This window comes from Mariniluteicoccus endophyticus (assembly GCF_054780035.1).
In genome coordinates this window covers 49,851-74,130 of record NZ_BAAGXC010000025.1, presented here as the reverse complement: position 1 = coordinate 74,130, position 24,280 = coordinate 49,851, and the positions used below count along the sequence as shown (strand labels likewise).

24 protein-coding genes are annotated in these 24,280 nt (G+C 71.2%); 15 read left to right on the top strand and 9 right to left on the bottom strand.

Features of this window, described 5'->3' with window-relative positions:
- Positions 1-70: 70 nt before the first annotated feature.
- Together ACYVGD_RS13075 and ACYVGD_RS13070 are read right to left on the bottom strand one after the other, a co-directional pair.
- Complete coding sequence (locus tag ACYVGD_RS13075; RefSeq protein ID WP_460744212.1) at positions 71-844, bottom strand: hypothetical protein; 774 nt, start codon at positions 842-844, stop codon at positions 71-73.
- Positions 841-1,329 carry a hypothetical protein gene (locus ACYVGD_RS13070; protein WP_460744211.1) on the bottom strand — a complete coding sequence of 163 codons (489 nt, stop codon included), beginning with the start codon at positions 1,327-1,329 and terminating at the stop codon, positions 841-843. Before ACYVGD_RS13070 ends, ACYVGD_RS13075 begins: the two co-directional genes overlap by 4 nt.
- 42 nt (positions 1,330-1,371) lie before the next feature.
- On the opposite strand from ACYVGD_RS13070, the gene hemL reads away from it, so the two are divergent.
- The 11 genes from hemL to ACYVGD_RS13015 all read left to right on the top strand — a co-directional run bounded on the left by hemL (position 1,372) and on the right by ACYVGD_RS13015 (position 12,657).
- Positions 1,372-2,679, top strand: a complete 1,308-nt coding sequence (gene hemL, locus ACYVGD_RS13065) for a glutamate-1-semialdehyde 2,1-aminomutase (RefSeq protein WP_460744210.1) — start codon at positions 1,372-1,374, stop codon at positions 2,677-2,679.
- Between the two features lie 41 nt (positions 2,680-2,720).
- On the top strand, positions 2,721-3,380 hold the full coding sequence (locus ACYVGD_RS13060; protein WP_460744209.1) for a histidine phosphatase family protein: 660 nt from the start codon (positions 2,721-2,723) through the stop codon (positions 3,378-3,380).
- A gap of 3 nt (positions 3,381-3,383) precedes the next feature.
- Positions 3,384-3,968, top strand: a complete 585-nt coding sequence (locus ACYVGD_RS13055) for a TlpA family protein disulfide reductase (protein WP_460744208.1) — start codon at positions 3,384-3,386, stop codon at positions 3,966-3,968.
- Between the two features lie 26 nt (positions 3,969-3,994).
- Positions 3,995-4,750, top strand: coding sequence for a cytochrome c biogenesis CcdA family protein (locus tag ACYVGD_RS13050; protein WP_460744251.1), 756 nt, complete (start codon positions 3,995-3,997; stop codon positions 4,748-4,750).
- Positions 4,751-4,777: 27 nt separating this feature from the next.
- On the top strand, positions 4,778-6,325 hold the full coding sequence (gene resB / locus ACYVGD_RS13045) for a cytochrome c biogenesis protein ResB (RefSeq protein ID WP_460744207.1): 1,548 nt from the start codon (positions 4,778-4,780) through the stop codon (positions 6,323-6,325).
- Positions 6,318-7,022: a GntR family transcriptional regulator gene (locus tag ACYVGD_RS13040; protein ID WP_460744206.1), complete on the top strand. Its 705-nt coding sequence runs from the start codon at positions 6,318-6,320 to the stop codon at positions 7,020-7,022. Before resB ends, ACYVGD_RS13040 begins: the two co-directional genes overlap by 8 nt.
- A gap of 63 nt (positions 7,023-7,085) precedes the next feature.
- Positions 7,086-8,366 (top strand): MFS transporter, encoded by a 1,281-nt coding sequence (locus ACYVGD_RS13035; RefSeq protein WP_460744205.1) that lies wholly within the window; start codon positions 7,086-7,088, stop codon positions 8,364-8,366.
- The gene (locus ACYVGD_RS13030; RefSeq protein WP_460744204.1) at positions 8,363-9,229 is read left to right on the top strand and encodes an amidohydrolase family protein; all 867 of its coding nucleotides are present in this window, start codon (positions 8,363-8,365) and stop codon (positions 9,227-9,229) included. Before ACYVGD_RS13035 ends, ACYVGD_RS13030 begins: the two co-directional genes overlap by 4 nt.
- Positions 9,226-10,413, top strand: a complete 1,188-nt coding sequence (gene lhgO / locus ACYVGD_RS13025; protein ID WP_460744203.1) for an L-2-hydroxyglutarate oxidase — start codon at positions 9,226-9,228, stop codon at positions 10,411-10,413. Before ACYVGD_RS13030 ends, lhgO begins: the two co-directional genes overlap by 4 nt.
- A 106-nt stretch (positions 10,414-10,519) precedes the next feature.
- Positions 10,520-11,464, top strand: coding sequence for a c-type cytochrome biogenesis protein CcsB (ccsB, locus tag ACYVGD_RS13020; protein WP_460744250.1), 945 nt, complete (start codon positions 10,520-10,522; stop codon positions 11,462-11,464).
- A complete protein-coding gene (locus tag ACYVGD_RS13015; RefSeq protein WP_460744202.1) occupies positions 11,461-12,657 on the top strand; it encodes a multidrug effflux MFS transporter in 1,197 nt (398 codons plus the stop codon). The genes ccsB and ACYVGD_RS13015 overlap by 4 nt, the downstream gene beginning before the upstream one ends.
- On the opposite strand, the gene ACYVGD_RS13010 is transcribed toward ACYVGD_RS13015, so the two are convergent.
- From ACYVGD_RS13010 to hutU, 4 genes are all read right to left on the bottom strand, one after another.
- Positions 12,658-12,846, bottom strand: coding sequence for a hypothetical protein (locus ACYVGD_RS13010; protein ID WP_460744200.1), 189 nt, complete (start codon positions 12,844-12,846; stop codon positions 12,658-12,660). It lies immediately after the preceding gene.
- Positions 12,847-12,924: 78 nt separating this feature from the next.
- Complete coding sequence (hutG, locus tag ACYVGD_RS13005) at positions 12,925-13,935, bottom strand: formimidoylglutamase (RefSeq protein ID WP_460744198.1); 1,011 nt, start codon at positions 13,933-13,935, stop codon at positions 12,925-12,927.
- The gene (hutI, locus tag ACYVGD_RS13000; RefSeq protein ID WP_460744196.1) at positions 13,932-15,158 is read right to left on the bottom strand and encodes an imidazolonepropionase; all 1,227 of its coding nucleotides are present in this window, start codon (positions 15,156-15,158) and stop codon (positions 13,932-13,934) included. Before hutI ends, hutG begins: the two co-directional genes overlap by 4 nt.
- The gene (hutU, locus tag ACYVGD_RS12995) at positions 15,158-16,825 is read right to left on the bottom strand and encodes a urocanate hydratase (protein ID WP_460744195.1); all 1,668 of its coding nucleotides are present in this window, start codon (positions 16,823-16,825) and stop codon (positions 15,158-15,160) included. The genes hutI and hutU overlap by 1 nt, the downstream gene beginning before the upstream one ends.
- Before the next feature lie 203 nt (positions 16,826-17,028).
- Between hutU and ACYVGD_RS12990 the strand changes: the two genes are divergently transcribed.
- Positions 17,029-17,808, top strand: coding sequence for an IclR family transcriptional regulator (locus tag ACYVGD_RS12990; RefSeq protein WP_460744193.1), 780 nt, complete (start codon positions 17,029-17,031; stop codon positions 17,806-17,808).
- A gap of 3 nt (positions 17,809-17,811) precedes the next feature.
- Here ACYVGD_RS12990 and hutH read toward each other — a convergent pair whose 3' ends face one another.
- Both hutH and ACYVGD_RS12980 read right to left on the bottom strand, forming a co-directional pair.
- Positions 17,812-19,371: a histidine ammonia-lyase gene (gene hutH, locus ACYVGD_RS12985; RefSeq protein WP_460744191.1), complete on the bottom strand. Its 1,560-nt coding sequence runs from the start codon at positions 19,369-19,371 to the stop codon at positions 17,812-17,814.
- A 75-nt stretch (positions 19,372-19,446) separates the two neighbouring features.
- Positions 19,447-20,247: an SDR family NAD(P)-dependent oxidoreductase gene (locus tag ACYVGD_RS12980; RefSeq protein ID WP_460744188.1), complete on the bottom strand. Its 801-nt coding sequence runs from the start codon at positions 20,245-20,247 to the stop codon at positions 19,447-19,449.
- Between the two features lie 62 nt (positions 20,248-20,309).
- On the opposite strand from ACYVGD_RS12980, the gene ACYVGD_RS12975 reads away from it, so the two are divergent.
- From ACYVGD_RS12975 to ACYVGD_RS12965, 3 genes are all read left to right on the top strand, one after another.
- Positions 20,310-20,606 (top strand): YciI family protein, encoded by a 297-nt coding sequence (locus ACYVGD_RS12975; RefSeq protein WP_460744186.1) that lies wholly within the window; start codon positions 20,310-20,312, stop codon positions 20,604-20,606.
- 204 nt (positions 20,607-20,810) lie between these two features.
- A complete protein-coding gene (locus ACYVGD_RS12970; RefSeq protein WP_460744184.1) occupies positions 20,811-22,223 on the top strand; it encodes a mycothione reductase in 1,413 nt (470 codons plus the stop codon).
- Positions 22,224-22,256: 33 nt separating this feature from the next.
- Positions 22,257-23,462: a glycoside hydrolase family 3 N-terminal domain-containing protein gene (locus tag ACYVGD_RS12965; protein ID WP_460744182.1), complete on the top strand. Its 1,206-nt coding sequence runs from the start codon at positions 22,257-22,259 to the stop codon at positions 23,460-23,462.
- Here ACYVGD_RS12965 and ACYVGD_RS12960 read toward each other — a convergent pair whose 3' ends face one another.
- A complete protein-coding gene (locus tag ACYVGD_RS12960; RefSeq protein ID WP_460744180.1) occupies positions 23,463-24,278 on the bottom strand; it encodes a DUF2510 domain-containing protein in 816 nt (271 codons plus the stop codon).
- Positions 24,279-24,280 lie beyond the last annotated feature (2 nt).

Genomic DNA, 24,280 nt, shown 5'->3' with positions numbered 1-24,280 from the left:
AGCCCTCGGTGTCGAGGATGCCCACGCGACGACTCGGCGCACGAGTCAGCCCGGGGTAGTCGCCGTGCCATCAGAAGCCGTTCAGCCTGACGAACGGCCCGAGGATGTCGGCGAGCAGGTCGGTGTCGTCGACCTCCAGGACGTCCACCAAGACGCCACCGGCGAACAGCTGGACGCTGTCTCGATGGCCGTCGAAGCCCTGTGTGCGCCGCGCGGTGCGGAGCTCGACCGATCCCCACAAGCCCTGACGGCGCGGCGTGCGGATGCCCTCGCGGGTGAGCACCCAGCCCGAGAAGTTCCACGGCTCGCCTCGAGCGATCGTGGCGCGTGCCTGGTCCAGCTGGGCCCTTCGGGCCCCCAGCACCGGCCGCAGCGCGTCGTCGATGTCGGTCCACGTGTTGTCGGAGACCTGGAACACGCCGTCCGGGGCGACGACGCGCCACGAGCGGGCCCGGCGCGGGAACTCGAACTCGGACAGTCTCAGTTCGTTCCACCGCCCGCTGACGATCCGGTCGCCGTCGAGGAGAACCATGCCGTGGCGGTAGCGGCGTACCTGCAACCCTCGGCGGGTGTTGACCAGCTGCCAGACGACGAAGGCGAGCCCGGCGACGATGCCCACGAAGCCGAGGGCCACGGCGGGCATGAGCCAGCCCCCGTCGCTGAACCAGCCGATCAGGGCCCCGATCGCCGCCATGAGCAGGGGCGGACCGATGAGCCAACTCCAGTCGACGCGCTGGGAGTGCACCGCCTCCAACGGGCCCAGCCCGAGCTGGGCGGCGCGGGCGTCGGCGGCGGGGTGCGCTGGCAGCGGCGCCGCGTCGCGGCGGGCGGGCGTGCCCCTCATCGCGGGGTCCCGACGGCGGGCGTGAAGATCTGCTCGAGCCGCTCGGCGTCGTGGATCTCCATGACGTCGACCTGCCGGTGGGCGGCATCGACGAGGCGTACGCGTCGTCGCATCCCCGTCAGCGAGGGCTCTTCGCTGACGCGTGGCCACACCTCGCCTCGGCGCGCCTGCACGACCGGCGTGCGGACCCCGGTGCGTGAGACGAACCAGCCGCTGAAGTCCCGCGTGCCGCCGGAAGCGAGGACGGCCCGGGCCACCTTCGCCCCGGCGACGTGGCAGTGGAAGGTGTCCTCGGGTGACTCGGTGCGGCTGATCCCCATCTGGCACCAGCGGCCGCCCACCGCGACCCCCTTGCCGGCGGCGACCAGACCGTGCTCGTGGAGGCGGAGGGCGCGTGGCCCCCTGGCGTACGCGGTGGTCGGCGCGCCCAGGCCCAGGCGAGCGGCGTGTGCGTCCGCGGCGGGATGGGGCGTCGGCGGTGACATGGAACGAGGGTAGACGGCGCGGGGCGACTACACTGACCCCTCGTGGAGACCAATCGATCGGCGGATCTGTTCGAACGCGCCCAGCGCTCCATCCCGGGAGGGGTGAACAGTCCCGTCCGGGCGTTCCGGTCGGTGGGCGGCACGCCGCGGTTCATCACGCGCGCCTCGGGCCCGTACGTCTACGACGCCGACGACAACCAGTACGTCGACCTCGTCGGCTCCTGGGGGCCGATGCTCCTGGGCCACGCCCACCCCGAGGTCCTCGCCGCCGTCGGACGCGCCGCCGTCGACGGCACCAGCTTCGGCGCCCCCACTGAGGTCGAGATCGAGCTCGCCGAGGAGATCATCGGTCGTACGCCGGTCGAGCAGGTCCGCCTGGTCAGCTCAGGTACCGAGGCCACCATGTCCGTGCTGCGCCTGGCGCGCGGCATCACCGGCCGCGAGAAGATCCTGAAGTTCGTCGGCTGCTACCACGGCCACGTCGACGCACTGCTCGTCCAGGCTGGCTCCGGCGTCGCCACCCTCGGGATCCCTGGCACGCCGGGCGTCACCGAGGCCACCACGCGCGACACCATCGTGTGCGAATACAACGACCGAGCCGCCGTCGAGGCCGCGTTCGCCGAGCACGGCGACCAGATCGCCTGCGTCATCACCGAGGCCGCACCCGGCAACATGGGCGTCGTCCCGCCCGCCGTCGTCGACGGCGTGGGGTTCAACCAGTTCCTCGCCGACACCTGCCGCCACCACGGCGCGCTGTTCATCTCCGACGAGGTCATGACCGGTTTCCGCGTGACGCGCCAGGGCCAGTTCGGCGTCGACGGCGTCGTGCCCGACCTCATGACGTTCGGCAAGGTCATGGGCGGCGGCTTCCCGGCCGCCGCGTTCGGTGGCCGCGCCGAGCTCATGGCCCACCTCGCGCCCGCCGGGGAGGTCTACCAGGCCGGCACGCTGTCGGGCAACCCTGTGGCCGCCACCGCAGGCCTCACCACGCTGCGCCTGGCCACCGACGACGTGTACGCGCGCGTCGCCGACACCAGCGAGAGCCTGCGCACCGAGGTGTCGCGTGCGCTCGGCGAGGCCGGCGTACCGCACGTGGTGCAGAACACAGGGACGCTCTTCTCGGTCTTCTTCGCCGACGCCCCGGCCGTGCCCGACTACCGCACCGCGTCGACCCAGAGCACGAAGGCGTACGCGGCGTTCTTCCACGCGATGCTCGACGCGGGCGTCTACCTCGCACCCTCGGCGTACGAGGCCTGGTTCGTGTCGTCGACCCACGGCGACGCCGAGATGAGCCGCATCGTCGAGGCCCTGCCGGGCGCCGCCCGCGCCGCGGCGCAGGCGCAACACTGACCGACCGACCCGCCCAGCCCACGAAGAAACCGGAGCCGACCATGTCGACCGCCCTCGTCCACCTCATGCGCCACGGCCAGGTGCACAACCCCGACGGCGTGCTGTACGAGCGCCTGCCCGGCTTCCACCTGTCCGACATCGGCCGCGCCATGGCCGAGCGGATGGGGGAGCACACCGCCGAGTTCGACCTCGCCCACCTGCGCTGCTCCCCGCTGGAGCGCGCCCGCGAGACGATGGAGCCGATCGCGCGCCGCCGCCCCGAGCTCGAGGTCGTCCACGACGACCGCGTCATCGAGGCCGGCAACAAGCTCGCCGGCCGGGTGTTCACCGGGAAGATCAGCCAGCTGCTCAACCCGGCCGTCATGCGCCACCTCTACAACCCGCTGAAGCCGTCGTGGGGCGAGCCCTACCAGCAGATCGTCGCCCGCATGCAGCAGGCCATCCGTGACTCCGCCGAGGCGGCCCAGGGCCGCGAGGCGCTCATCGTGTCCCACCAGCTGCCGATCTGGATCACGCGCCTGGCCGCCGAGGGCCGCTCGCTCGTCCACGACCCGCGCAAGCGTGAGTGCACCCTTGCCTCGCTGACGACGCTCGAGGTCACTGACGGCCGCATCACGCGCGTCTCGTACGCCGAGCCCGCCATCGACCTCGTGCCGATCAAGGACACCAAGAAGTCCAAGAAGTTCGTCGCTGGAGCGTGAGCCATGACATCGTCGCCCCGTCCCCCTGCCCGCGTACGCCGGCGCGTCCTCGCCGCCGTGGCCGCGGCGACCCTCGCAACGGGGTGTACGACCGCGGCCGGGGACGGCCAGGAGGGCTTCGTATCGGGTTCGACGGGCCTGACCCGCGTCGAGCCCGCCAAACGGAGGGTCGCACCCGTCGCCAAGGGACCGGGGCTCGAGGGCGGTGAGGTCACGACCTCCCACCCGGGCAAGGTCGTCGTCATCAACGTGTGGGGCTCCTGGTGTGCGCCGTGCCGCAAGGAGGCCCCCGACCTCCAGAAGGCGGCGGAGGAGACCCAGGACGTCGCTCGGTTCGTCGGCATCGACACCCGCGATCCCGACCCCGCCCCGGCGCTCGCGTTCCAGCGGAGCTTCGGCGTCACCTACCCGTCGATCCACGACCCGGAGGCCACCCAGCTCCTCGTCTTCTCCGATGAGCTGCCGCCGTCGGGAATCCCCTCGACACTGGTGATCGACACCCAGGGGCGCATCGCCGCGCGCGTCATCGGCGTCGTCGACCGCGCCACGCTCGTCGGGCTCGTGCGAGACACGGCGGAGGGACGCTGATGGAGGTCTTCGCTCTGCTCACACCGATGGACATCGGCGAGTGGGCCCGGCAGGCCGTCACCGGCTCGCTGATCGTCGCTCTGCCCGTCGCCGCGCTGGCCGGCCTGGTGTCGTTCTTCTCGCCGTGCGTGCTGCCGCTGCTGCCGGGCTACCTGGCGTACGCGACGGGGTTGTCGGCGACCGAGGTAATGGAGGAGCGCGGCGGCCGCGGTCGCATGCTCACCGGCACGTTCGGCTTCGTCCTCGGCTTCGCGCTCGTGTTCGTCGCCTCCGGCGCGCTGGCGGGGACGCTGGGTCGCTGGTTTCTGGCCCAGCAGCGACCGATCACCGTCGTCCTCGGCCTGCTCACGATCCTGCTCGGCCTGATGTTCGCCGGGCTGGTGCCGCTGGGCCAGCGCGACGTCAGGATCCATCGCATCCCCGCCGTCGGCGTGGCCGCCTCCCCGCTGCTGGGCATCCTGTTCGGCGTCGGCTGGACGCCGTGCATCGGCCCGACGCTCGGCGTGGTGCTGTCGCTTGCGATGACGGAGGGCTCCGCCGCCCGCGGTGGCGTGCTGGCCTTCGCGTACGCCCTCGGCCTCGGCGTGCCGTTCCTCGTCGCCGCGCTCGCGTTCGGTCGCATGCGCCGCGTCCTCGACGTCGTACGCCGCCACACCCAGACCATGATGCGCATCGGCGGCGCGATGATGGTGCTGGTCGGGATTCTGCTCGTCACAGGTCTGTGGGAGATGATGATGGGCGGCCTGCGCCAGTTGGCCGCCGGATTCGGGACGGTGCTGTGACCCGATCGACATATGCGGGAGGGATGCATGGCTGAACGCGCCGAGGCCCTGTCGCCGCGGGAGATGTTGCGGTTCTTCTGGACCCAGCTCACCTCGATGCGCACCGCGCTGAGCCTGCTGTTCATCGGCGGGCTGGCCGCCATCCCCGGTTCCCTGATCCCGCAGCGGCCCGTCTCGCCGGTGCAGGTGCGCGACTTCATGGTCCAGCACCCGAAGCTCGGCAAGGTCTACGACACCGTCGGGTTGTTCGAGGTCTACACCTCGCCCTGGTTCTCGGCGATCTACCTGCTGCTGCTCGTCTCGCTGATCGGGTGCATCCTGCCGCGCATCGGCGTCTACTGGAAGGCGCTGCGCGCCCAGCCGGTCGCGACGCCGCGCAACCTGCTTCGCCTGCCGGTCTCCGGCTCGGCACCGGCGGCCGACGGGGCGCTCAACCGCGCCGAGGCCTACCTGAAGAAGCGGCGCTACCGCGTACGCCGTCTCACCGAGGACGGCGGCGGTTCGGTCTCGGCCGAGCGGGGCTACCTGCGCGAGGCCGGCAACCTGGTGTTCCACCTGTCGCTGGTGTTCATGCTCGTCGGCGTGGCCTGGGGTGTGCTGCAGGGCTATCGCGGCACGTCGGTCGTGCTGGTGGGCCAGGGTTTCTCGAACACGCTCAGCCAGTACGACGACATCAATTCGGGTGCCGAGTTCACCGACCGCGACCTGCAGCCGTTCAGCGTGCTCGTCGACCGGTTCACCGTGCGCTTCGAGACGTCGAAGGTCAACACCGGCGCCCCGCGTGAGTTCACCGCGAACGTCCGGGTGATCGACCGCCCGGGCGCGACCCCGCGCGAGTCGACGATCCGCGTCAACCACCCGCTCGAGCTCGGCGAGACCCAGGTCCACCTCCTCGGCCATGGTTACGCGCCACGGGTGACCGTCCGCGACGGCGCCGGGAACGTCGCCTGGTCGGGGCCAGCGGTCTTCCTGCCGCAGGACGGCAACTTCACCTCCGCCGGCGTGGTGAACGCCGTCGACGCGCGCCCCGAGCGGATCGCTTTCGAGGGCTTCTTCCTCCCGACGGCGACCGTCGACCAGAAGGGCCCGCGTTCGCTGTTCCCCGACGCGATCAACCCCGAGCTGTTCCTCACCGCCTACCACGGCCCGCCCAGAGTCGAGACCGGGCTGCCTGAGAACGTTTACTCGCTCAACAAGACCGGGCTGACACAGTTCACCAAGGACGGCCAGCCGATGCGTGCGCGCATGGGCGTGGGGGACACGCTGACCCTGCCCGACGGCAAGGGCTCGCTGACGTTCGACGGCTACGAGCGCTGGGTGAAGCTCCAGGTCTCCCACACGCCCGGCATGTGGTTGATCCTCGGCTCGCTCGTCGTGGGTGTGGCGGGGTTGTGCCTCAGCCTGTTCGTCCGCCCCCGCCGGGTGTGGGTGCGCGAGCGCGTGGTCGACGGCGTACGCATGGTCGAGGTCGCGGGCCTCGACCGGGCCGACGCCCGCAGCGGGCTCGAGGACGAGGTGGAGTCGCTCGCGCAGCGAGTGGTCGAGGACGAACCGGTGGGCTCGGGCCATGAATAAACCCATCGTGCACTCGAGTCTCACCGAGCAGGTCCGGTCGCGGGTCCTCGCCGATCTGCGCTCGGGTCGCTACGACGACCGTCTGTGGTCGGTCGCCGAGGTGGCCGCGGAGCTGGGGGTGTCACGCACGCCGGTGCGAGAGGTGCTGCTCCAGCTGCAGGAGAGCGGACTCATCGAGTTCCGGCGCAACCGCGGGTTCACCGCAGTGCAGGTCTCGCCCACCATTGTGGCGGAGGTCTTCCAGGTCAGGTTGAGTCTCGAGGTGGCTGTCACCCGCCGGGTTGCCCTCGTCCGCTTGCCTGAGACCGTGGCACTCCTGCGCGATGAGGAGCATGCGATGCGGGAAAGCGGTGCCAGGGGGGATCGAGAGGGGTTCATGGCCGCTGACCTGCGATTCCACAACGTGCTCCTGCGCGCGGCCGGCAACCGCCGCATCGAAGCCACCGTGGCGGCGGCCCGCGACGCCGTCTTCAGCCGGGGACTGTCCACGCACGGCTCGCGACGAACCTGGGAGGACCTGCTGGACGAGCATCGGGCCGTGGCGGATGCGATCGAGGCCGGGGACGAGGAAGCGGCCGCCGCATCCATGGCTCGTCACCTCGTCAACACGGGGGAGGCGCTGATCGCGCGCCTGTCGGGAGGGGAGACGGTTCGATCCTGGTCGCAGGGTTTCGTCCCTCACGCGGACGGGCGTTGACGGCCGTGACCGTCTGATCTAGCCTAGGTCCCCCAGTAACATGTTACATATCAAGGGGGGGTCATGAGTCAGAGTCGTGAAGCGGAGCCGAAGTCGTGGTTCCGGGCTATGGACCGCGGAGAGAAGAACACCTTCTGGGGCTGCTTCGCTGGCTGGGCGCTTGACGCCTTCGACGTCCAGCTGTACAGCCTCGTCATTCCGGTCCTCCTGTCCACCGCTTTCATCCGAGACAAGGGCGAGGCTGGCCTGATCGCCACCGTGGCACTGCTGTCCTCGGCAGTGGGCGGTTGGCTGGCCGGCGTCCTTTCCGATCGCATCGGCCGTGTCCGCACACTGCAGCTCACCGTGCTCTGGTTCAGCGTGTTCACGGCCCTCTCGGGCTTCGCGCAGGACTCCACCCAGCTCCTGATCGCCCGCGCACTGATGGGCTTCGGATTTGGCGGCGAATGGGCCGCCGGCGCCGTCCTGATCGGCGAAACCGTTCGGCCCGCCTACCGCGGACGTGCAGTGGGGTCGGTCCAGTCGGGCTGGGCCGTCGGCTGGGGCCTCGCGGTGGTCGCCTTCCTGATCGTCACGGCTTTCGCGCCGGTCGAGTGGGCGTGGCGAATCCTCTTCTTTCTCGGGATCGCGCCCGCCCTGCTCGTCGTGTTCCTGCGGCGCCACGTCCATGAACCGGAGATCTCCCAGCAGGCGCGCACCTCACCCGCCCGGAAGAGCTCCCTGGGTGGGATCTTCAGCCCCCGCATCCTCAAGACGACCATCCTCTGCTCGCTGCTGGCCACGGGCGCGCAGGGTGGTTACTACGCGCTGACCACCTGGCTGCCCCAGTTCCTGGCCGAGGCACGAGGGCTCAAGGTCATGGCACTCGGCGGCACGCTCGCCGTCATCATCACGGGCGCGTTCGCGGGCTACCTGTTCGGGGCCTGGTTGACCGACCGCATCGGGCGCCGCATGGCGCTCGTCCTGACCGCTGTCGGCGCGGTCGTGGTCGTGCTGCCGTTCACGCTCCTCGACATGCCCCGGGCCGTGTTCACGGTGTTGTGCTTCCCCCTGGGCTTCTTCTCTAGTGCCTACTTCAGCGGCATCGGTGCCTTCTTCACCGAGCAGTTCCCCACGGAGCTGCGCGGATCCGGGCAGGGATTCGCCTACAACTTCGGCCGCGGCATCGGAGCGCTCTTTCCCTACCTCGTCGGCATGCTGGCTGCAAAGCTGAGCATTGGCGTCGCGATCGCTGGCTTCGCGACAGGGGCGTACGCCCTGCTGGCCGTTGCCGCCCTCCTCCTGCCGGAGACCCGAGGACGTGACCTGCACCAGGATGGCGCGAGCGAGGAGGTGGCATCGTGATCGACAACCACTGCCACGCCTTCACGCTCCCGAAGGGGGCTGCCCAGACGTCCGTGGGTGACGCGGCCTATGCGCCTCCTCAGGTGGACGTCTGGGACCACGCGGCGCACCTGGCGGAGCTCGGCTGCGACCGTGGGGTGCTGGTGCAGCCGAGCGCGTACGGTACCGACGATCACGCAGTGCTCCTGGCGTCCCTGCGGGCGCGGCCCGATGTGCTCCGCGGAGTGGCCTGCGTTCCCGTCGGTACGCCGACCGCGCGGCTCCAGGAGCTCCACGACGCCGGCGTCCGGGCGACCCGGGTGCAGGACGGCTATCCCGGTGGGGTCCCGGTCGGGGCGCTTGGAGCCGTCGCGGAGATGGTGGGCCCGCTCGGGTGGCACATCGAGGTCTGGACGGACCTGCGCCGGTGGGTCGCCGACCTGCCGGAGCTGGTGCGGGAGGCGGGGGTGCCCGTGGTGATCGACCACCTGGGCTATGTGCCCTCCGACCACGGGATCGACTCACCGGCGGTCTCCCTCCTGCTGGACCTTCTGGCGGCGGAGCGCTGCTGGGTGACTCTCTCGGGTCTCGACCGCCTCTACCCGGTCGAGGCGCCGACCCCTGGCGAGCCGGGGTTTGCCCGCGCGTGGGAGGAACACGAGGAACGCGTCGCCGAACGGGTCGCGGCCTGTGTCGCCGCAGCCCCCGATCGCGTCCTGTGGGGGAGCGACTGGCCACACGTGGGCCTCCAGCTGCCGCACCCGGGTCCAGACCGACTTCTGGACCGGCTCCACCGCTGGCTCCCCGACGCGGAGCAGCGGCGTGCGGTGTGCGAGGACAATCCCAGCCGTCTCTACGGCTTCAAGACCGGAGAATCGCGATGACTCGGCCCGTCGTTGTCGTCGGAGGTGGCCTGGTCGGGCTGGGGGCGGCATGGGCGCTGTCCCAGCAGGGCCGAGAGGTCGTCGTGTGCGAGAAGGAGTCCGCGCTCGCGCAGCACCAGTCGGGGCGCAACTCCGGGGTCGTCCACTCCGGGCTCTACTACCCGCCGGGGAGCCTCAAGGCGCAGTTCGCCGTGCGCGCCACGACCGAGCTCGAGAGGTTCTGCGGGGACCACGGTGTTGCTTTCCGGCGGACCGGCAAGATGATCGCGGCGGTCCGTCCTGACGAGCTCGGGCGGATGAACGCGCTGGCGGAGCGGGGCGTGAGCAATGGGGTCCCCGTGCGGCCGATCTCTGTCGAGGAGGCACACGAGCGGGAGCCCCACGTCCGGTGCGTCGGCGCCCTTTGGGTCTCGTCGACCGGCGTCTGCGACTTCCCGGGCCTGGCCGTCACGCTCGGCGAGCTCATTCGGGCCGCCGGCGGCGAGATCCGGCTGTCCACCACCGCACGACGGATCGAGGAACGGGCGGACTGCGCTGTGGTCCACACCGACACGGGCCCGATCGAGGCTGACCGCGTGCTCAACTGCGCGGGGCTCCAGGCCGACCGGCTCAGCGCCGACGGCGGGGCGAGACCAGACCTGCGAATCGTGCCCTTTCGCGGGGAGTACTGGGAGCTCACACCGGAGCGCGCCGGGTTGGTGCGGGGGCTCGTCTATCCGGTCCCCGACCCCTCCCTGCCGTTCCTCGGCGTACACCTCACCCGAGGGATCGGCGGCGACGTGCACGTGGGACCCAACGCCGTGCTTGCGTTGGCGCGGGAGGGATACCGATGGAGGGACGTCGACGTGCGGGACGTCTGGCAGACGCTGTCGTTCCCCGGCACATGGGACGTCGCCAGGCGCCACCTCGTCAACGGGATCGGGGAGGCATCGCGGTCGCTCGTGCCGCCCCTGTTCCTGCGCGCGGTGCAACGGATGCTGCCGGAGCTGCGCGCTGAGGACCTTCGGCGATCGGGCGCCGGCGTGCGGGCCCAAGCGGTTCGCCGGAGCGGCGACCTCGTGGACGACTTCGTCCTCGAGGCCCGCGGTCGGCAACTTCATGTGCTCAACGCCCCGTCCCCTGCGGCAACGGCGAGCCTCCTCATCGGAGAACGGATCGCGAAGGCAGTGGTCGAAGGGAGCTGAGCGTCCTGCCGGAGTGCGATTTCGTCTTGAGTGAGGGAAGATGAGATGAGTCGATGACCATTCCCGAGGAGGGCGGACGCGCGTGAGGTTCCTGGCTGAGAACTCGATGCTGGCCATGGTGTCGGCGGCGGTGGTCTACATGTTCGCGCTGTTCGCCCACGCGGGCGAGTGGGCCTCGGCCCGCAACGCCGTCGCGACGGTCTCGAGGCGGCGCCGGCGCATCCTGGTGGGTGCGGGTGCCCCTGCCGCCGAGGTCGACGACGACGCACCGAAGGTCGAGTCGGCCGAGACCGGCGCCGACCGCCTGCGAACCGACAAGTGGGGCCGCATCGGCATCGCCATCACTATGGTCGGCCTGGTGTGCCACGTCGCCGGCGTCGTGGGCCGCGGCGTCGCCGCCCAGCGCTGGCCGTGGGGCAACATGTACGAGTTCACCACCACGTCGCTGGTTTTCGTCATCGCCGTCTATCTGTTCCTGGCGATCGTGAAGGACATGCGCTGGCTCGGCCTGCCCGTCACGCTCGCGGCGACCATCGGCCTGGGTCTGGCTGTCACCGTGTTCTACGTCGAGGTCGGCCCGCTGGTCCCGGCGCTCCACTCGGTGTGGTTCCTGTTCCACATCCTTGCTGCGACTGTGTCGTGCGCCGCGTTCACCCTCGGCGGCCTGGCGTCGATCCTCTACCTGGTCAAGCAGCGCGCCGAGTCCGACGGCGTCGTCAACGGCTATCTCGCGAAGGCGCCGTCGTCGGAGGCGATGGACCGCTTCGCTTACCGCACGCTCGCGTTCGCGTTCCCCCTGTTCACGTTCGTCATCGCCGCCGGTGCCATCTGGGCGCAGTACGCGTGGGGACGCTACTGGGGCTGGGACCCCAAGGAGACCTGGTCGCTGATCACCTGGGTCGTGTATGCCGCGTACCTCCACGCCCGGGCCACCGCCGGCTGGAAGGGCCGTCCCGCCGCCGTCATCGCCATCATCGGCATGCTCGTGTTCTGGTGGAACTTCGTCGGCGTGAACCTGTTCGTCCAGGGCCTCCACTCGTACGCCAAGTGAGCGAGCGCGCGGCCCGCGCCGGGCTCGGGGTGACGTTCGCCCTCGCGGCGATCTCGATGTACGGGCCGTTCACCACCGACACGGTCTTCCCCGCGTTCGCGCAGATCGGTGTCCAGCTGCGCGCCGACGACGCCGCGCTGCAGCAGATCACGTCGGTCTACCTGCTGGCATTCGCGTTCGCCGGGCTCGTCCTCGGTCCGGTCTCCGATGCCGTGGGCCGGCGCCCCGTGATGGTCGTCTCGACCCTGGCGTACGCGGCCGCGTCCGTCGGCTGCGCGCTGGCGCCGTCGCTGGGCTGGCTGCTGGTGTTCCGTGCGCTGCAGGGCGTCACCGCCGCCGGCGGGCTGATCATCTCGCGCACGATGGTCCGCGACCTGTTCTCCGGACCCGAGGCGCAGCGGCTCATGAGCCACATCGCGATGATCTTCGGCCTCGCCCCGGCCATCGCGCCCATCCTCGGCGGCCTGCTGCTCGGCCTGGGGCGCTGGCCGGTGATCTTCTGGTTCCTGGTCGTCTACGGCCTGTTCACGTGCGCCTGCGCGCTGTGGCTGCCGGAGAGCCACCCGGCCGACAACCGTACGCCGCTGCGCCTCGCCCCGGTGTTTCGCAACCTCACCGAGGTCGTCCGTCACGGCAGCTTCCTGCGCATCGCATTCGCGTCGTCGTTGGGGTTCGCCGCCCAGTTCCTCTACATCGCCTCGGCGCCGATCTTCGTGGTCACGCTGCTCGGCAAGGGGGAGCGGGACTTCTGGATCTTCTTCGTGCCGATGATCGTCGGCATGATCTCGGGCGCGTTCGTGTCCGGCCGGCTGGCGGGGCGGATCGCCGCCCCGAGGCTCGCCGGGATCGGCTTCCTCGTCTCGGCGTCCGCCGCAGCCATGAACCTTGCACTGATGTCCACCGGCGTGGACGCGCTGCCGTGGCCGGTGCTGGGGCCGATGGTCATGGCGTTCGGCAACCAGCTGTTCTTCCCGATCACCCAACTCGCCATGCTCGACCTGTTCCCGCGGTTCCGTGGCGCCGCCGCGTCGATGGGCTCGTTCCTGTCACTGCTCGTCAACGCCGCGCTGGCCGGGCTCGTCTCACCGCTGGTGACTGGGTCGCTGACCCAGCTCGCGGCGGCCAGCCTCGGGTTCGTGCTCGTCGGCTGGGCCCTGTGGACGTGGCACCGACGCTGGCTGGCGCGTACCTGATCAGCGCTTCCTGCACAGGGCGGCGTACTCGTCGCGGTGCTGGCGCTGCCAGCGTCCGAGCCAGCCGACGCACACGAACTTCGTGTCGTGCGAGGTCGACGAGGAGCAGGCCGTCGTCACGCGGCTGGGCGCCGGCGGGCTGAGCGTACGCCCCGGCCCGAATCTCGGCGCGCCCGGCACTGTGCGCATCGCTGGGGTGGCTCCGTTCCTTCGGCCTTGGGCGGCCTCCGCTCGAAGAACGGTGATCCCGCACTCCGAGCGATGGGGTCACTGGGGGAGCGCCCGCACGGTCTCGTCGACGAGCCGGGCGGCGAGCCGCGCCGTGTGTCCGTCGATGTCGTGGGTCGGGTTCATCTCTGCGATCTCCAGAACGACGAGCTTCCCGGAGCCGGCGATGCGGCGGCACATGCGCCGGACGACGGCGACGGGGATGCCGAACGCAGCTGGCGCACTGACACCGGGGGCGTCCGCGGCGGGCATGGCGTCGAGGTCGATCGTCAGGTGGGCCACGTCGGTCCTCGCCAGAAACGCGTCGACGAATGCGTCGCACCCATCCGGCGTGCACGCGTCCTCCAGCAGCACGTCGACGCCCAGCTCGGCGGCCGTGTCGAACAGCACCCGGGTGTTGTTGGCCGGGGAGATGCCCGCCACCGAGTAGACGAACGGCCTGCCGGCCGCGCGCTGGTCGTCGAACATCTGCAGGAACGGCGTGCCCGAGCTCGGCCGGTCCGCGCGGCGGAGGTCGAAGTGGGCGTCGACGTTGAAGACGCCGTGCCGCACACCCTCGCCCGTGCAGTGGCTGGCGGCCACACCGCGATAGGTGCCGTACGCGACCTCGTGGCCACCACCCAGCACGACCGGCAGCTCGCCGGCGTCGAGCGACGCCGCCACGGCGCGCCCCAGCCGGTCGTGGCCACCCTCGAGGTCGTCGTCGGTCACGACGACGTCGCCGTGGTCGATCAGCTCCACCGGGTTCGTCGGCGCGGAGAGCGAACCCAGCGCACCGCGGATCGCCGCCGGACCCTCAGCCGCGCCGAGGCGACCGAGGTTCCGGCGTACGCCCTCATGGCAGGCGAAGCCGATGAGGGCGATGCGCGAGCGCTCCTCGTCCCGGCAGCGGGCGGCCTCGCTCGGAGAGCGGGAGGAATCAGGTTCCTCATCCTGCTGGCGCTCGAGCGTGATCGTCGACCACCAGCGGGCGTGCTCGGCACCGGGGCCGTCGTCGCGGCCGGTCCAGGGTGCGGGGGAGCGGTCGATGCCGTCGAGGAGGGGTGTCACGCGACCATCCTCCCCGCCCGCATCACGCGCGAGACGAGCGGGACGCCCGGCCGGTAGGCCAGGTGGAGGTGCGAGTCGGCGTCGAGGAACGCCAGGTCGGCGAGCCTGCCAGCGGAGACGACACCGACGTCGTCGCGCTGCAGGGCCCGCGCCCCCCCGGCGGTCGCTGCCCACAGCGCCTCGTCGGGCGTCATGTGCAGGTCACGCACGGCGACTGCGAGGCAGAACGGGATCGACGTCGTGTAGCTCGTGCCCGGGTTGCAGTCGGCGCCGAGCGCCAGCGTCACGCCCGCGTCAAGCATGCGCCGTGCGTCGGGGTACTTGTTGCGGGTGGAGAAGTCCGCGCCCGGCAGCACCGTCGCGACGGTGTCGGAGGCTGCCAGCGCCTCGATGTCGTCGTCGTCGGTGTGGCACACGTGGTCGACCGAGGCGGCGCCGAGCTCGACGGCGATCTGGACGCCCTGGCCCTGCGACAGCTGGTTGCCGTGGACGCGTACGCCGAGACCGGCCGCCCTCCCGGCTGACAGGATCGTGCGTGTCTGGTCGGGGTCGAACGCCCCGCGCTCGCAGAACACGTCGATCCACTGCGCGTGCGGGGCGCAGGTCGGCACCATCTCGTCGACGACCATGCGGACGTAGTCGTCCTGGCGGCCCTCGAACTCGGGGGGACACACGTGCGCCGCCAGCAGCGTGGTGGTGTCGCAGTGGGCCGCCGCGATCTCCAACGACCGCAGCTCGCCCGCGGTCGTCTGGTCGTAGCCCGACTTCGACTCGATCGTCGTCGTGCCCTGCCGCAGCGACTCCGCGACGAGCCGGGCGACGTTGGCGTGCAGCTCGTCGTCGCTGGCCGCGCGCGTCTTCGCCAGGGTCGTGCGGATGCCGCCCGCGGCGTACTTCTCGCCCGACATGCGTGCCGCGAACTCCTCGGCGCGCTCGCCCGCGAACACCAGGTGGGAGTGCGACTCGACGAAGCCGGGGATCACCGCGCGTCCGTCGGCGTCCACCCGCTCGTCGCAGTCGGGGGCCTTCGTGCGCGGTCCCACCCAGGCGATGCGGTCGCCCTCGACGACCACCGCCGCGTCGGCGAGCACCCCGAGCGGGCCCTCGCCGAGCGACGGGTCGTTGGTGACGAGGTGGCCGATGCGGTCGACGAGGATGCTCTTCGTCTCGCTGGCGCTCGCTCGGAGACCACTCTTCGACTCACCGGGGAGATCGGTGGGCATCAGTCCTCCATCATCGGGACGCGTACACCGCGCTCGCGGGCGACCTGGTTGGCGTGCTCGTATCCGGCGTCGGCGTGGCGGATGACGCCCATGCCCGGATCGTTGGTGAGCACGCGCTCGATCTTCTGGCCGGCGAGCTCGGTGCCGTCGGCGACGCAGACCTGACCGGCGTGGATGGAGCGGCCGATGCCGACACCACCGCCGTGGTGGATCGAGACCCAGCTGGCGCCCGAAGAGGTGTTGACCAGCGCGTTGAGCAGGGGCCAGTCCGCGACCGCGTCGGTGCCGTCCTTCATGCCCTCGGTCTCGCGGTAGGGGCTCGCGACCGAACCGGAGTCGAGGTGGTCGCGGCCGATCGCGATGGGGCCGATCTCGCCGTTGGCGACCATCTCGTTGAACTTCAGGCCGGCGCGGTGGCGCTCGCCGTAGCCGAGCCAGCAGATGCGCGCGGGCAGGCCCTGGTAGGCGACGCGCTCCTCGGCCATGGTGATCCAGCGGCGCAGGTGCTCGTTCTCGGGGAACAGCTCGAGGATCGCCTGGTCGGTCTTCCTGATGTCCTCGGGATCGCCAGACAGCGCGGCCCAGCGGAACGGGCCGAGGCCCTCCTCGAACAGCGGGCGGATGTAGGCCGGGACGAAGCCCGGGAACTCGAAGGCGCGCTCATAGCCGGCCTTGCGGGCCTCGTCGCGGATGGAGTTGCCGTAGTCGAACACCTCGGCGCCGCGGTCTTGGAAGCCGACCATCGCCTCCACGTGCTTGGCCATCGACTCGCGGGCGGCCTTTGTGAACGTCGACGGGTCGTCCTTGGCGCGCTCGCCCATGTCGTCGAAGTCGTAGTCGAGCGGGAGGTACGACAGCGGGTCGTGCGCCGACGTCTGGTCGGTGACGATGTCGATGGGGGCCTCACGGCGCAGCAGCTCGGGGAACACGTGGGCGGCGTTGCCGAGCAGACCGATCGACAGCGGTTTCTTCGCGTCGCGGGCCTCGATGGCCAGCTCGAGCGCGTGGTCGAGGTCGCGGGCCTTCACGTCGAGGTAGCGGTGCTCGATGCGGCGGTCGATGCGGGTCTCGTCGCAGTCGACACAGATCGCCACGCCCTCGTTCATCGTGACGGCGAGCGGCTGTGCGCCGCCCATGCCGCCGAGGCCGGCGGTGAGGGTGATCGTGCCGGCGAGCGTCCCGCCGAACCGCTTGCGGGCCACCGCGCCGAAGGTCTCGTAGGTGCCCTGCAGGATGCCCTGCGTGCCGATGTAGATCCACGAGCCGGCCGTCATCTGGCCGTACATCATCAAGCCCTCGGCCTCGAGCTCGCGGAAGAACTCCCAGTTCGCCCAGTCGCCGACGAGGTTGGAGTTGGCGATGAGCACGCGCGGCGCCCACTCGTGCGTACGGAAGACGCCGACCGGCTTGCCCGACTGCACCAGCAGAGTCTCGTCGGGGGCGAGCGTCTTCAGGGTGCGGACGATCGCGTCGAACGCGTCCCAGGACCGGGCGGCGCGGCCGGTGCCGCCATAGACGACGAGCGCGTCGGGGTGTTCAGCGACTTCCGGGTCGAGGTTGTTCATGAGCATGCGCATCGCGCCCTCGGCCTGCCACGTCTGGGCGGTCTTCTCGAGCCCCCGCGGGGCGGTGACCGGGCGGTGGCCCTTGGTGAAGTCGTGGGACATGTCTGCTCCTTCGCATCTGCCGATTGGGACCAGCCTGCGCGGGGGCGTACGCGGCGTCACGCCCCGGGTTAGGGTGATCTGGTATCCGAGACGCCGGAGCTCCTCGTCGCGCTGGCGCTCGCTCGGAGGGCAGGTGGCTCGGCCCGCTCCGCGAGCGAGGCCGCCTGCGCCAGGACGAGGACCCCCACCACGACAGGAGGACCATGCCCGAGACCAGCACCTCGCCCGCGGTCGGCCGTGCGCTCGACATCCTGACGTTCCTGTCGGCACGGGCGGGCACCGTTCCCGTGGCGACGCTGGTCCGCGAGCTGGGCCTGCCGCGCTCGTCGGCCTACCACATCCTCACCGTGCTGGTGGACCGCGGGTTCGTCGTCTACGTGCCCGAGGCGCGCGGCTACGCGCTGGGGGCTGCGGCGTTCCGGCTGGCGTCGGCGTACACGGTCCACGAACAGCTCGAGCGGGTCTCGCGGCCCGTGATGCGCCGCGTCGCCGACGAGGTCGGCATCACCGTCCACCTCGGCATCCTGCGCGGTGCGAACACCATGTACCTGCTGAAGGAGTCGCCGCGTCAGGTCAGTGACGCCGAGCCCGACCTCGTCACGGCGATCGGCGTCCTCCTGCCGGCCCACCTGACCGCGAACGGGCGCTCGATCCTCGCCCGGATGGACGCCCCGCAGGTCAAGGCCCTGTACGCGCGCCCCGGCGACTTCGTGTCCCGCACGGGTCGCGGCCCCAGGTCGTACGCGGAGCTGGTCCGCGAGCTGGCGGCCGAGCGCGACCGCGGCTGGTCGGAGGAGGTCGAGCTGGTCGCCGCGGGCCTGCGGTCGGCGGGCGTGGCGATCTTCGACCTGCACGAGCAGCCCCTCGCGGCGCTGTCGGCGACGTGGCGCTCGCGCGTCCTGACCCGTGAGCCCGAAGAGGTCGCCGAGGCGCTGCGGCGCGGGGCCGACGAGATCACCCGCCGGATCCAGGGCCGCCGCTGACGGTCAGTGCAGGCGGCCCGTGACGGCCTCGGCGGCGCGCACGAGGTCGCCACCGGCGGCCATGCGGACGACGGCCTCCATCTCGGGGGCCAGGAAGCGGTCGGGGCCCGGGCCGGGGACCTCGTCGCGGATGCGGTCGCGGACCGCCCCGGTCGCCCGGCCCGTCTGGAGCCCCCGGGCCTCGCGCAGGTCGAGCGCGCGGGCGGCCGTCAGCGCCTCGCAGGCCAGCACGCGGGTGAGCCCATCGATGGCGCGCCGCAGCTTGCGGGCCGCAGACCAGCCCATCGACACGTGGTCCTCCTGCATCGCCGAGCTCGGGATCGTGTCGACCGACGCCGGCGCGGCGAGGCGCTTCAGCTCGGAGACGATGCCAGCCTGCGTGTACTGCAGGATCATGTGGCCCGAATCGACGCCCGGGTCGTCGGCGAGGAACGGCGGCAGTCCCTGCGAGCGCTTCGCGTCGAGGAACCGGTCGGTGCGGCGCTCCGAGATCGAGGCCAGGTCGGCGGCGGCGATCGCGAGGAAGTCCAGGGCGTACGCCACGGGCGCACCGTGGAAGTTGCCGTTCGAGGAGACCCGGCCATCGAGGGCGACGACGGGGTTGTCGACGGCGGCGGCGAGCTCGTACCCGGCGACGCGGCGTGCGTGCTCGAGGGTGTCGCGTCCGGCGCCGGCGACCTGCGGGGCGCACCGCAGCGAGTACGCGTCCTGCACGATCGGGCAGTCGTCGCGGTCGTGGCTGGCGACGATCGGCGAACCGGCGAGCATCGTCGCCATGTTCGCGGCGGCGAGCGCCTGACCCGGCTGGGGGCGGAGCGCCTGCAGGTCGGCGGCGAACACCTTGTCGGTGCCCATGATCGCCTCGACGCTCATCGCGGCGACGACGTCGGCGAGGGTGAACAGGCGGCCGAGGTCGTGGCAGGCGAGCACGAGCATGCCGAGCATGCCGTCGGTGCCGTTGATGAGCGCCAGGCCCTCCTTCTCGGCCAGTGTCACCGGTTCGATGCCGGCGGCGGCCAGCGCCGTGGCGGCCCCCACCCGCTCCCCGGACGCGTCGCGGACCACGCCCTCGCCCATGACGGCCAGAGCGCAGTGGGCCAGCGGTGCCAGGTCGCCCGAGCAGCCCAGCGACCCGTACTCATGGACCACTGGCGTGATGTCGGCGTTCAGCAGCGCGGCGTACGTCTCGGCGACGATCGGGCGTACGCCGGTCCGGCCCGTGGCCAGCGTCGACAGCCGGAGCAGCATCAGGGCACGGACGACCTCGCGCTCGACCTCCGGGCCGGAGCCGGCGGCGTGCGAACGGACGAGCGACTGCTGCAGCTGGGTGCGCAGCTCGGCCGGGATGTGGCGTGTGGCCAGCGCCCCGAAGCCGGTCGAGACGCCGTAGACCGGGCGGGACGCGGCGGCGAGCTCCTCGATTCGGGTACGCGTGGCCGCGATCCCCGCCAGTGCCTCCTCTGTCAGGCGGACCGGTGCGCCCCCGCGCGCCACCAGCACCACGTCCTCGGGGGCCAGCGGCCCCACCCCGACCTCAACCTTCCGATGCGCGTTCTCGACCATGCGGGCCATGGTGCCGGGCGCGGTCGGCACGACCAACGTGCCCCGTGGGTGTGTCCCGGATCCGAGACGCCGGGCTCAGGGCCTCGGGGTCCGCGGGGCCGCGTACCGTCGTGCCACGGGGAGGGCGACCTTGATCGGGGACCGCTTCGACACCTGCGCCAGCAGTGCGTTCGCGGCGCCGTCGATGACGTATGGTTCGTTGCGGTTCAGCGCCTGGACGGTCGTGCGCACGACCTGCTCCGGCGTGCGCCGCTGCGTCATCGCATCGGTCGCGCGGGCGTTGTCGAAGAACGCTGTGTCGGTCGGGCCGGGGCACACGCCGATGACCCGTACGCCGTGCTCCAGGTTCTCTGACCACAGCGCCTGCGACAGGCTCAGGACGTACGCCTTCGTCGCCGCGTACACCGCCATGTCGGGGATCGGCTGGAACGCTGCGGTGGAGGCGATGTTGACGACCACGCCGTACCTCCGCTCGCGCATCGCCGGCAGCAGCAGCCGGGTCAGATGGGTCAGTGCGGCGACGTTGACCTCGACCTCGTCGAGCACGCGCTCGGTCTCGATGTCGGCGAAGCCGCCCCACGTGCCGAAGCCCGCGTTGTTGACCAGCACGTCGACGGTCAGCGCGCGCGCGGACAGGTCGGCGACGAGCTTCTCCCGGGAGGCCCGGTCGGTCAGGTCGCAGGGGAGGACCGTCACCACGCGGTTGTGGCGCTCACGCAGCTGGTTCGCCAGCGCCTCGAGCTTGTCGGTGGAACGCGCGGTGAGGACGATGTCGAGGCCGCTGCGGGCCAAGAACTCCGCGTACGCCTCCCCGAGGCCACCCGAGGCTCCCGTCACCAGAGCCGTGCCGTGCAGGTCGAAACGCTCCTCGCTCATGACCTCGACACTATCGGTGATCTCCTTGGAGCCCGAAGCCGTGGCGGTGGCAGACTGTGCCCATGCCCACGTACGCCGTGCACTACACCTACATCGACGACGCCGACCGCCGCCAAGAGGTCCGCCCCGCCCACCGCGAGTTCCTCGGCCGTCTCGCCGAGGACGGCATCTGCCTGGTGGCCGGCGCCTACGCCCCCGCCGAGGAGCCGGGTGGCCTGCTCGTGTTCCGCCACGAGTCCAAGGAGGGTCTGGCCGAGCTGCTGAAGGGCGACCCGTTCCAGGTCGAGTCGGTCGTCACCGACATGCGGATCCTCGAATGGGGTCCCGCGGTGGGCCCGTACGCCTCCCACCTGGCCTGATCCCTCCGCGCACAACCCCGGGCTCCGGGCGAGCGGCGTGCCAGATCAGCAAGAAGTTGGCTCGAGCGATTGGATCTGGGCCCCCTCGGGGAAACTTTGTGATGATTCGGCACGCCCGCGGTGTGGTCCGAGGCCGCTCTCCGCGCCGAGCTCATCCACGGGTCTGCTCGGAGCGCGAGGTGGGGCCGTGAAAGGATTGCGGCCATGGACGACGCCCTTCCTCACTATGACCTGATCGTCATCGGTTCCGGCTCGGGGAACTCGCTGCTCGACGAGCGGTTCGAAAACCTGAAGATCGCGCTGGTCGACCGCGGCATCGAGGGGAAGTTCGGTGGCACGTGTCTCAACGTGGGCTGCATCCCCACCAAGATGTTCGTCCACCCCGCCGACCTGGCGACGGCCCACCTCGAGGCGGCGCGTCTGGGCGTGACGATGCAGCGCGGCCACGTCGACTTCGAGGCCGTGCGCGACCGGATCTTCGGGCGCATCGACTTGATCTCCGAGTCGGGCCGTGACTGGCGCGAGCGCAACCCCCACATCACCGTCATCGACGGCCACGCCCGCTTCACCGGACCCCGCCAGCTCGGCGTCGCCGGCGGCAAGATCACCGCCGACCGCGTGGTCATCGCCGCCGGCTCGCGCCCGCGTCCGCTCGACGTGCCGGGCGCCGACGACGTCGTCGTCCACACCTCCGACACCGTCATGCGGCTGCCCGAGCTGCCGAAGACGATGATCATCCTCGGCGGTGGCTTCGTCGCCGCCGAGATGGCCTACATCTTCTCGGCCTACGGCACGAAGGTGACGCTCATCAACCGCTCGAGCCACCTGCTGCGCCGCGAGGACGAGGACGTCTCCGAACGCTTCACCGAACTCGTCGGCCGGCGCATCCCCGTCCGCCTCGACCAGACGCTGGTGCGGCTCGAGGACGACGAGGAGACCGGCGAGGTCGTCGTCGTCACCGAGGACGCCGAGGGTGTCGAGTACGAGTACTCGGCCGAAGTCGTCCTCAACGCCACCGGCCGCATCCCCAACGGCGACGAGATGAACCTCCAGGCCGCCGGGATCGAGGTCGACGAGGCCGGCTACATCGTGGTCGACGACCAGCAGCGCACCACCGCCGAGGGCGTGTTCGCGATGGGCGACGTCAGCTCGCCGTGGCAGCTCAAGCACGTCGCCAACCACGAGACCCGCGTCGTCCAGCACAACCTGCTCAACCCCGACGCCATGATCGCCGCGAACCACTACGCCGTCCCGCACGCGGTTTTCAGCCATCCGCAGATCTCGGCGGTCGGCGCCACCGAGCAGGAGCTCCGAGCCGCCAAGATCCCCTACGTGCGGGCCGTCCAGGACTTCGGGTCCGTCGCCTACGGCTGGGCGCTGGAGGACACCGACCACTTCTGCAAGGTGCTCGCCTCGCCCGACGGGACCCTTCTCGGTGCCCACATCATCGGCCCCGAGGCGTCGATGCTCATCCAGCCGCTCGTGCAGGCCATGGCGCTCGGCACGCCGGTCAAGGACGTGGCCCGCGGCCAGTACTGGATCCACCCGGCGCTCACCGAGGTCGTCGAGAACGCGCTGCTCGCGCTCCCGTTGGAGGGTGACGCGAGGCCGATCTGACCTGCGCGCGAAGGCGTCGCCTAGGGTGGCCGGGTGCGTACCCGACTGCTGCCCCTGCTCGCCGTCGTCCCCGTCGCCGCGTGCGGTACGCCGGCGCAGGCGCCCACCGGGCCAGCCTCCCATTCCGCGCCCGCGCCGGTGACGTCGACCGCTGGATCCCCGACGCCCTCACCCACCCCCACGCAGCCGTCGTGCGCGTCGCTGGTGGGCGCGATGACGCGCGAGGAGCGCGTCGGCCAGCTGTTCATGGTCGGCAAGCCCGCCACCTCCCCGGTCGACGCGACCTATCGCAGGATGCTCGCCGACACCCGCACGGGCCAGGTCATCCTGCTGGAGAACACCACCGCCGGCCGCTCCGGAGTCAAGAAGATCGCCGACGACGTGCGTGCCGCGGCGGTCAGCCCCCGGGGCGTACGCGTCCTGGTCGCCGCCGACCAGGAGGGCGGCATGGTCCAGCGCCTCAGGGGTGACGGCTTCGCGACGATCCCCAGCGCCCTCGACCAGGCGAAGATGGACGACGCGGGGCTGCAGGCCGCCGCCCAGAAGTGGGGCGACGACCTCAAGCAGGCCGGCATCGACGTCAACCTGGCGCCCGTCACCGATGTCGTGCCCGGCGACATCGGCTCGGCCAACGACCCGATCGGTGCGCTGAAGCGCGGCTACGGTGCCACCCCCGACAAGGTCACCCCCAAGACCAACGCGTTCATCCGCGGCATGGACGCCGCCGGGATCGCCACCTCGGTCAAGCACTTCCCGAACCTCGGCCGCGTCAAGGGCAACACCGACCTGGCGGCGAACGTGACCGACACGACCACGACGCGCGACGACGTCGCGCTCGCCCCGTTCCGCGAGGGGGTGGCCGCGGGCGCCGACATGGTCATGGTCTCGACCGCGATCTACAGCCGGATCGACCCCGGGACGCCCGCCACCTTCTCCAAGGCCGTCATCGGCGACATGATCCGCGGAGACCTTGGCTTCGACGGTGTCGTGATCTCCGACGACATGGGCGCGGCCAAGCAGGTCGCGTTCCTGTCGCCGGGGGAGCGCGCCGTACGCTTCGTCGCCGCGGGCGGTGACGTCGTCATCAACGGCGACCCGTCGATCCAGCCCGCCATGGTGAAGGCCGTACGCGAGCGTGCCATTTCCGACCCGGCGTTCGCGAAGCTCGTCGACGAGGCCGCCGCCCGCGTGGTCGCGTACAAGGCGGCGCGGGGCGCTGCCGGCACCTGCACGCGCTGATCAGCCGACGCGCAGGCCTTCCATGGCCTGGCGGGCCGCCGCCTCGTGCTCCTTCGCGTCCTCCGGGATGGACGCCATGAACAGGCTCGACTCGCCCTCGCCGGTGGCCACGACCACGATGATGGCCCGCTCGCTCTTCGCCCTGAGACCGGTGATCGTGAAGCCGAGGTCGGTCTCCAGCAGCCAGGCGTCGTGTCCGTCGATCGTCAGGGCGCGGCTGACCCGGCCGTTGCGGGTCAGCTTGGCGTCCATGTAGAGCCGGCCGAAGCACGTCGCGATGATCTCGGCACCCTGTTTCGGTGCATAGAACCCGTCCCCGGCCTGGAGCTCGGCGCTGATGATGTTGGCATACCAGTTGTAGCCGGGCTGGTAGTCGTGCTGCGTCACGACCTCCTGGTTGCCGGCTGCTACGGCGTATGGGATGCGATTGTCGAGCCGGGGACCCAGGAACGGCGGCGGCGCCACCGGGTAGGTCAGGCGGCCGGCGCGTACGCGGCCGTTCTCCACGGTGACCGGTCTGGGCATGCCCGGCTTCGGGCACACTTCGCGCGGCGTGGGCTTCACCGTCGGCGGCCCGACCAGCGGACCGCCACCGCCCGCCGAGGAGCGCCAGACGGCGATTCCCGCGACGAGGGCCACGACCACCGCGGCGACGATCCATCCCGTACGCCGCGCCCCACCCGACGGCGGAGCGGGGGGCGCGGGCAGGGGAGCGCCCGGCGTACGCGTGGTCCGCTCCGTCCACGTCCGGCCGTCCCAGTAGCGGTACAGCCCGGGCTGGCGGCCCGGATCGGGATACCAGCCCGCGGAGGGCAAGG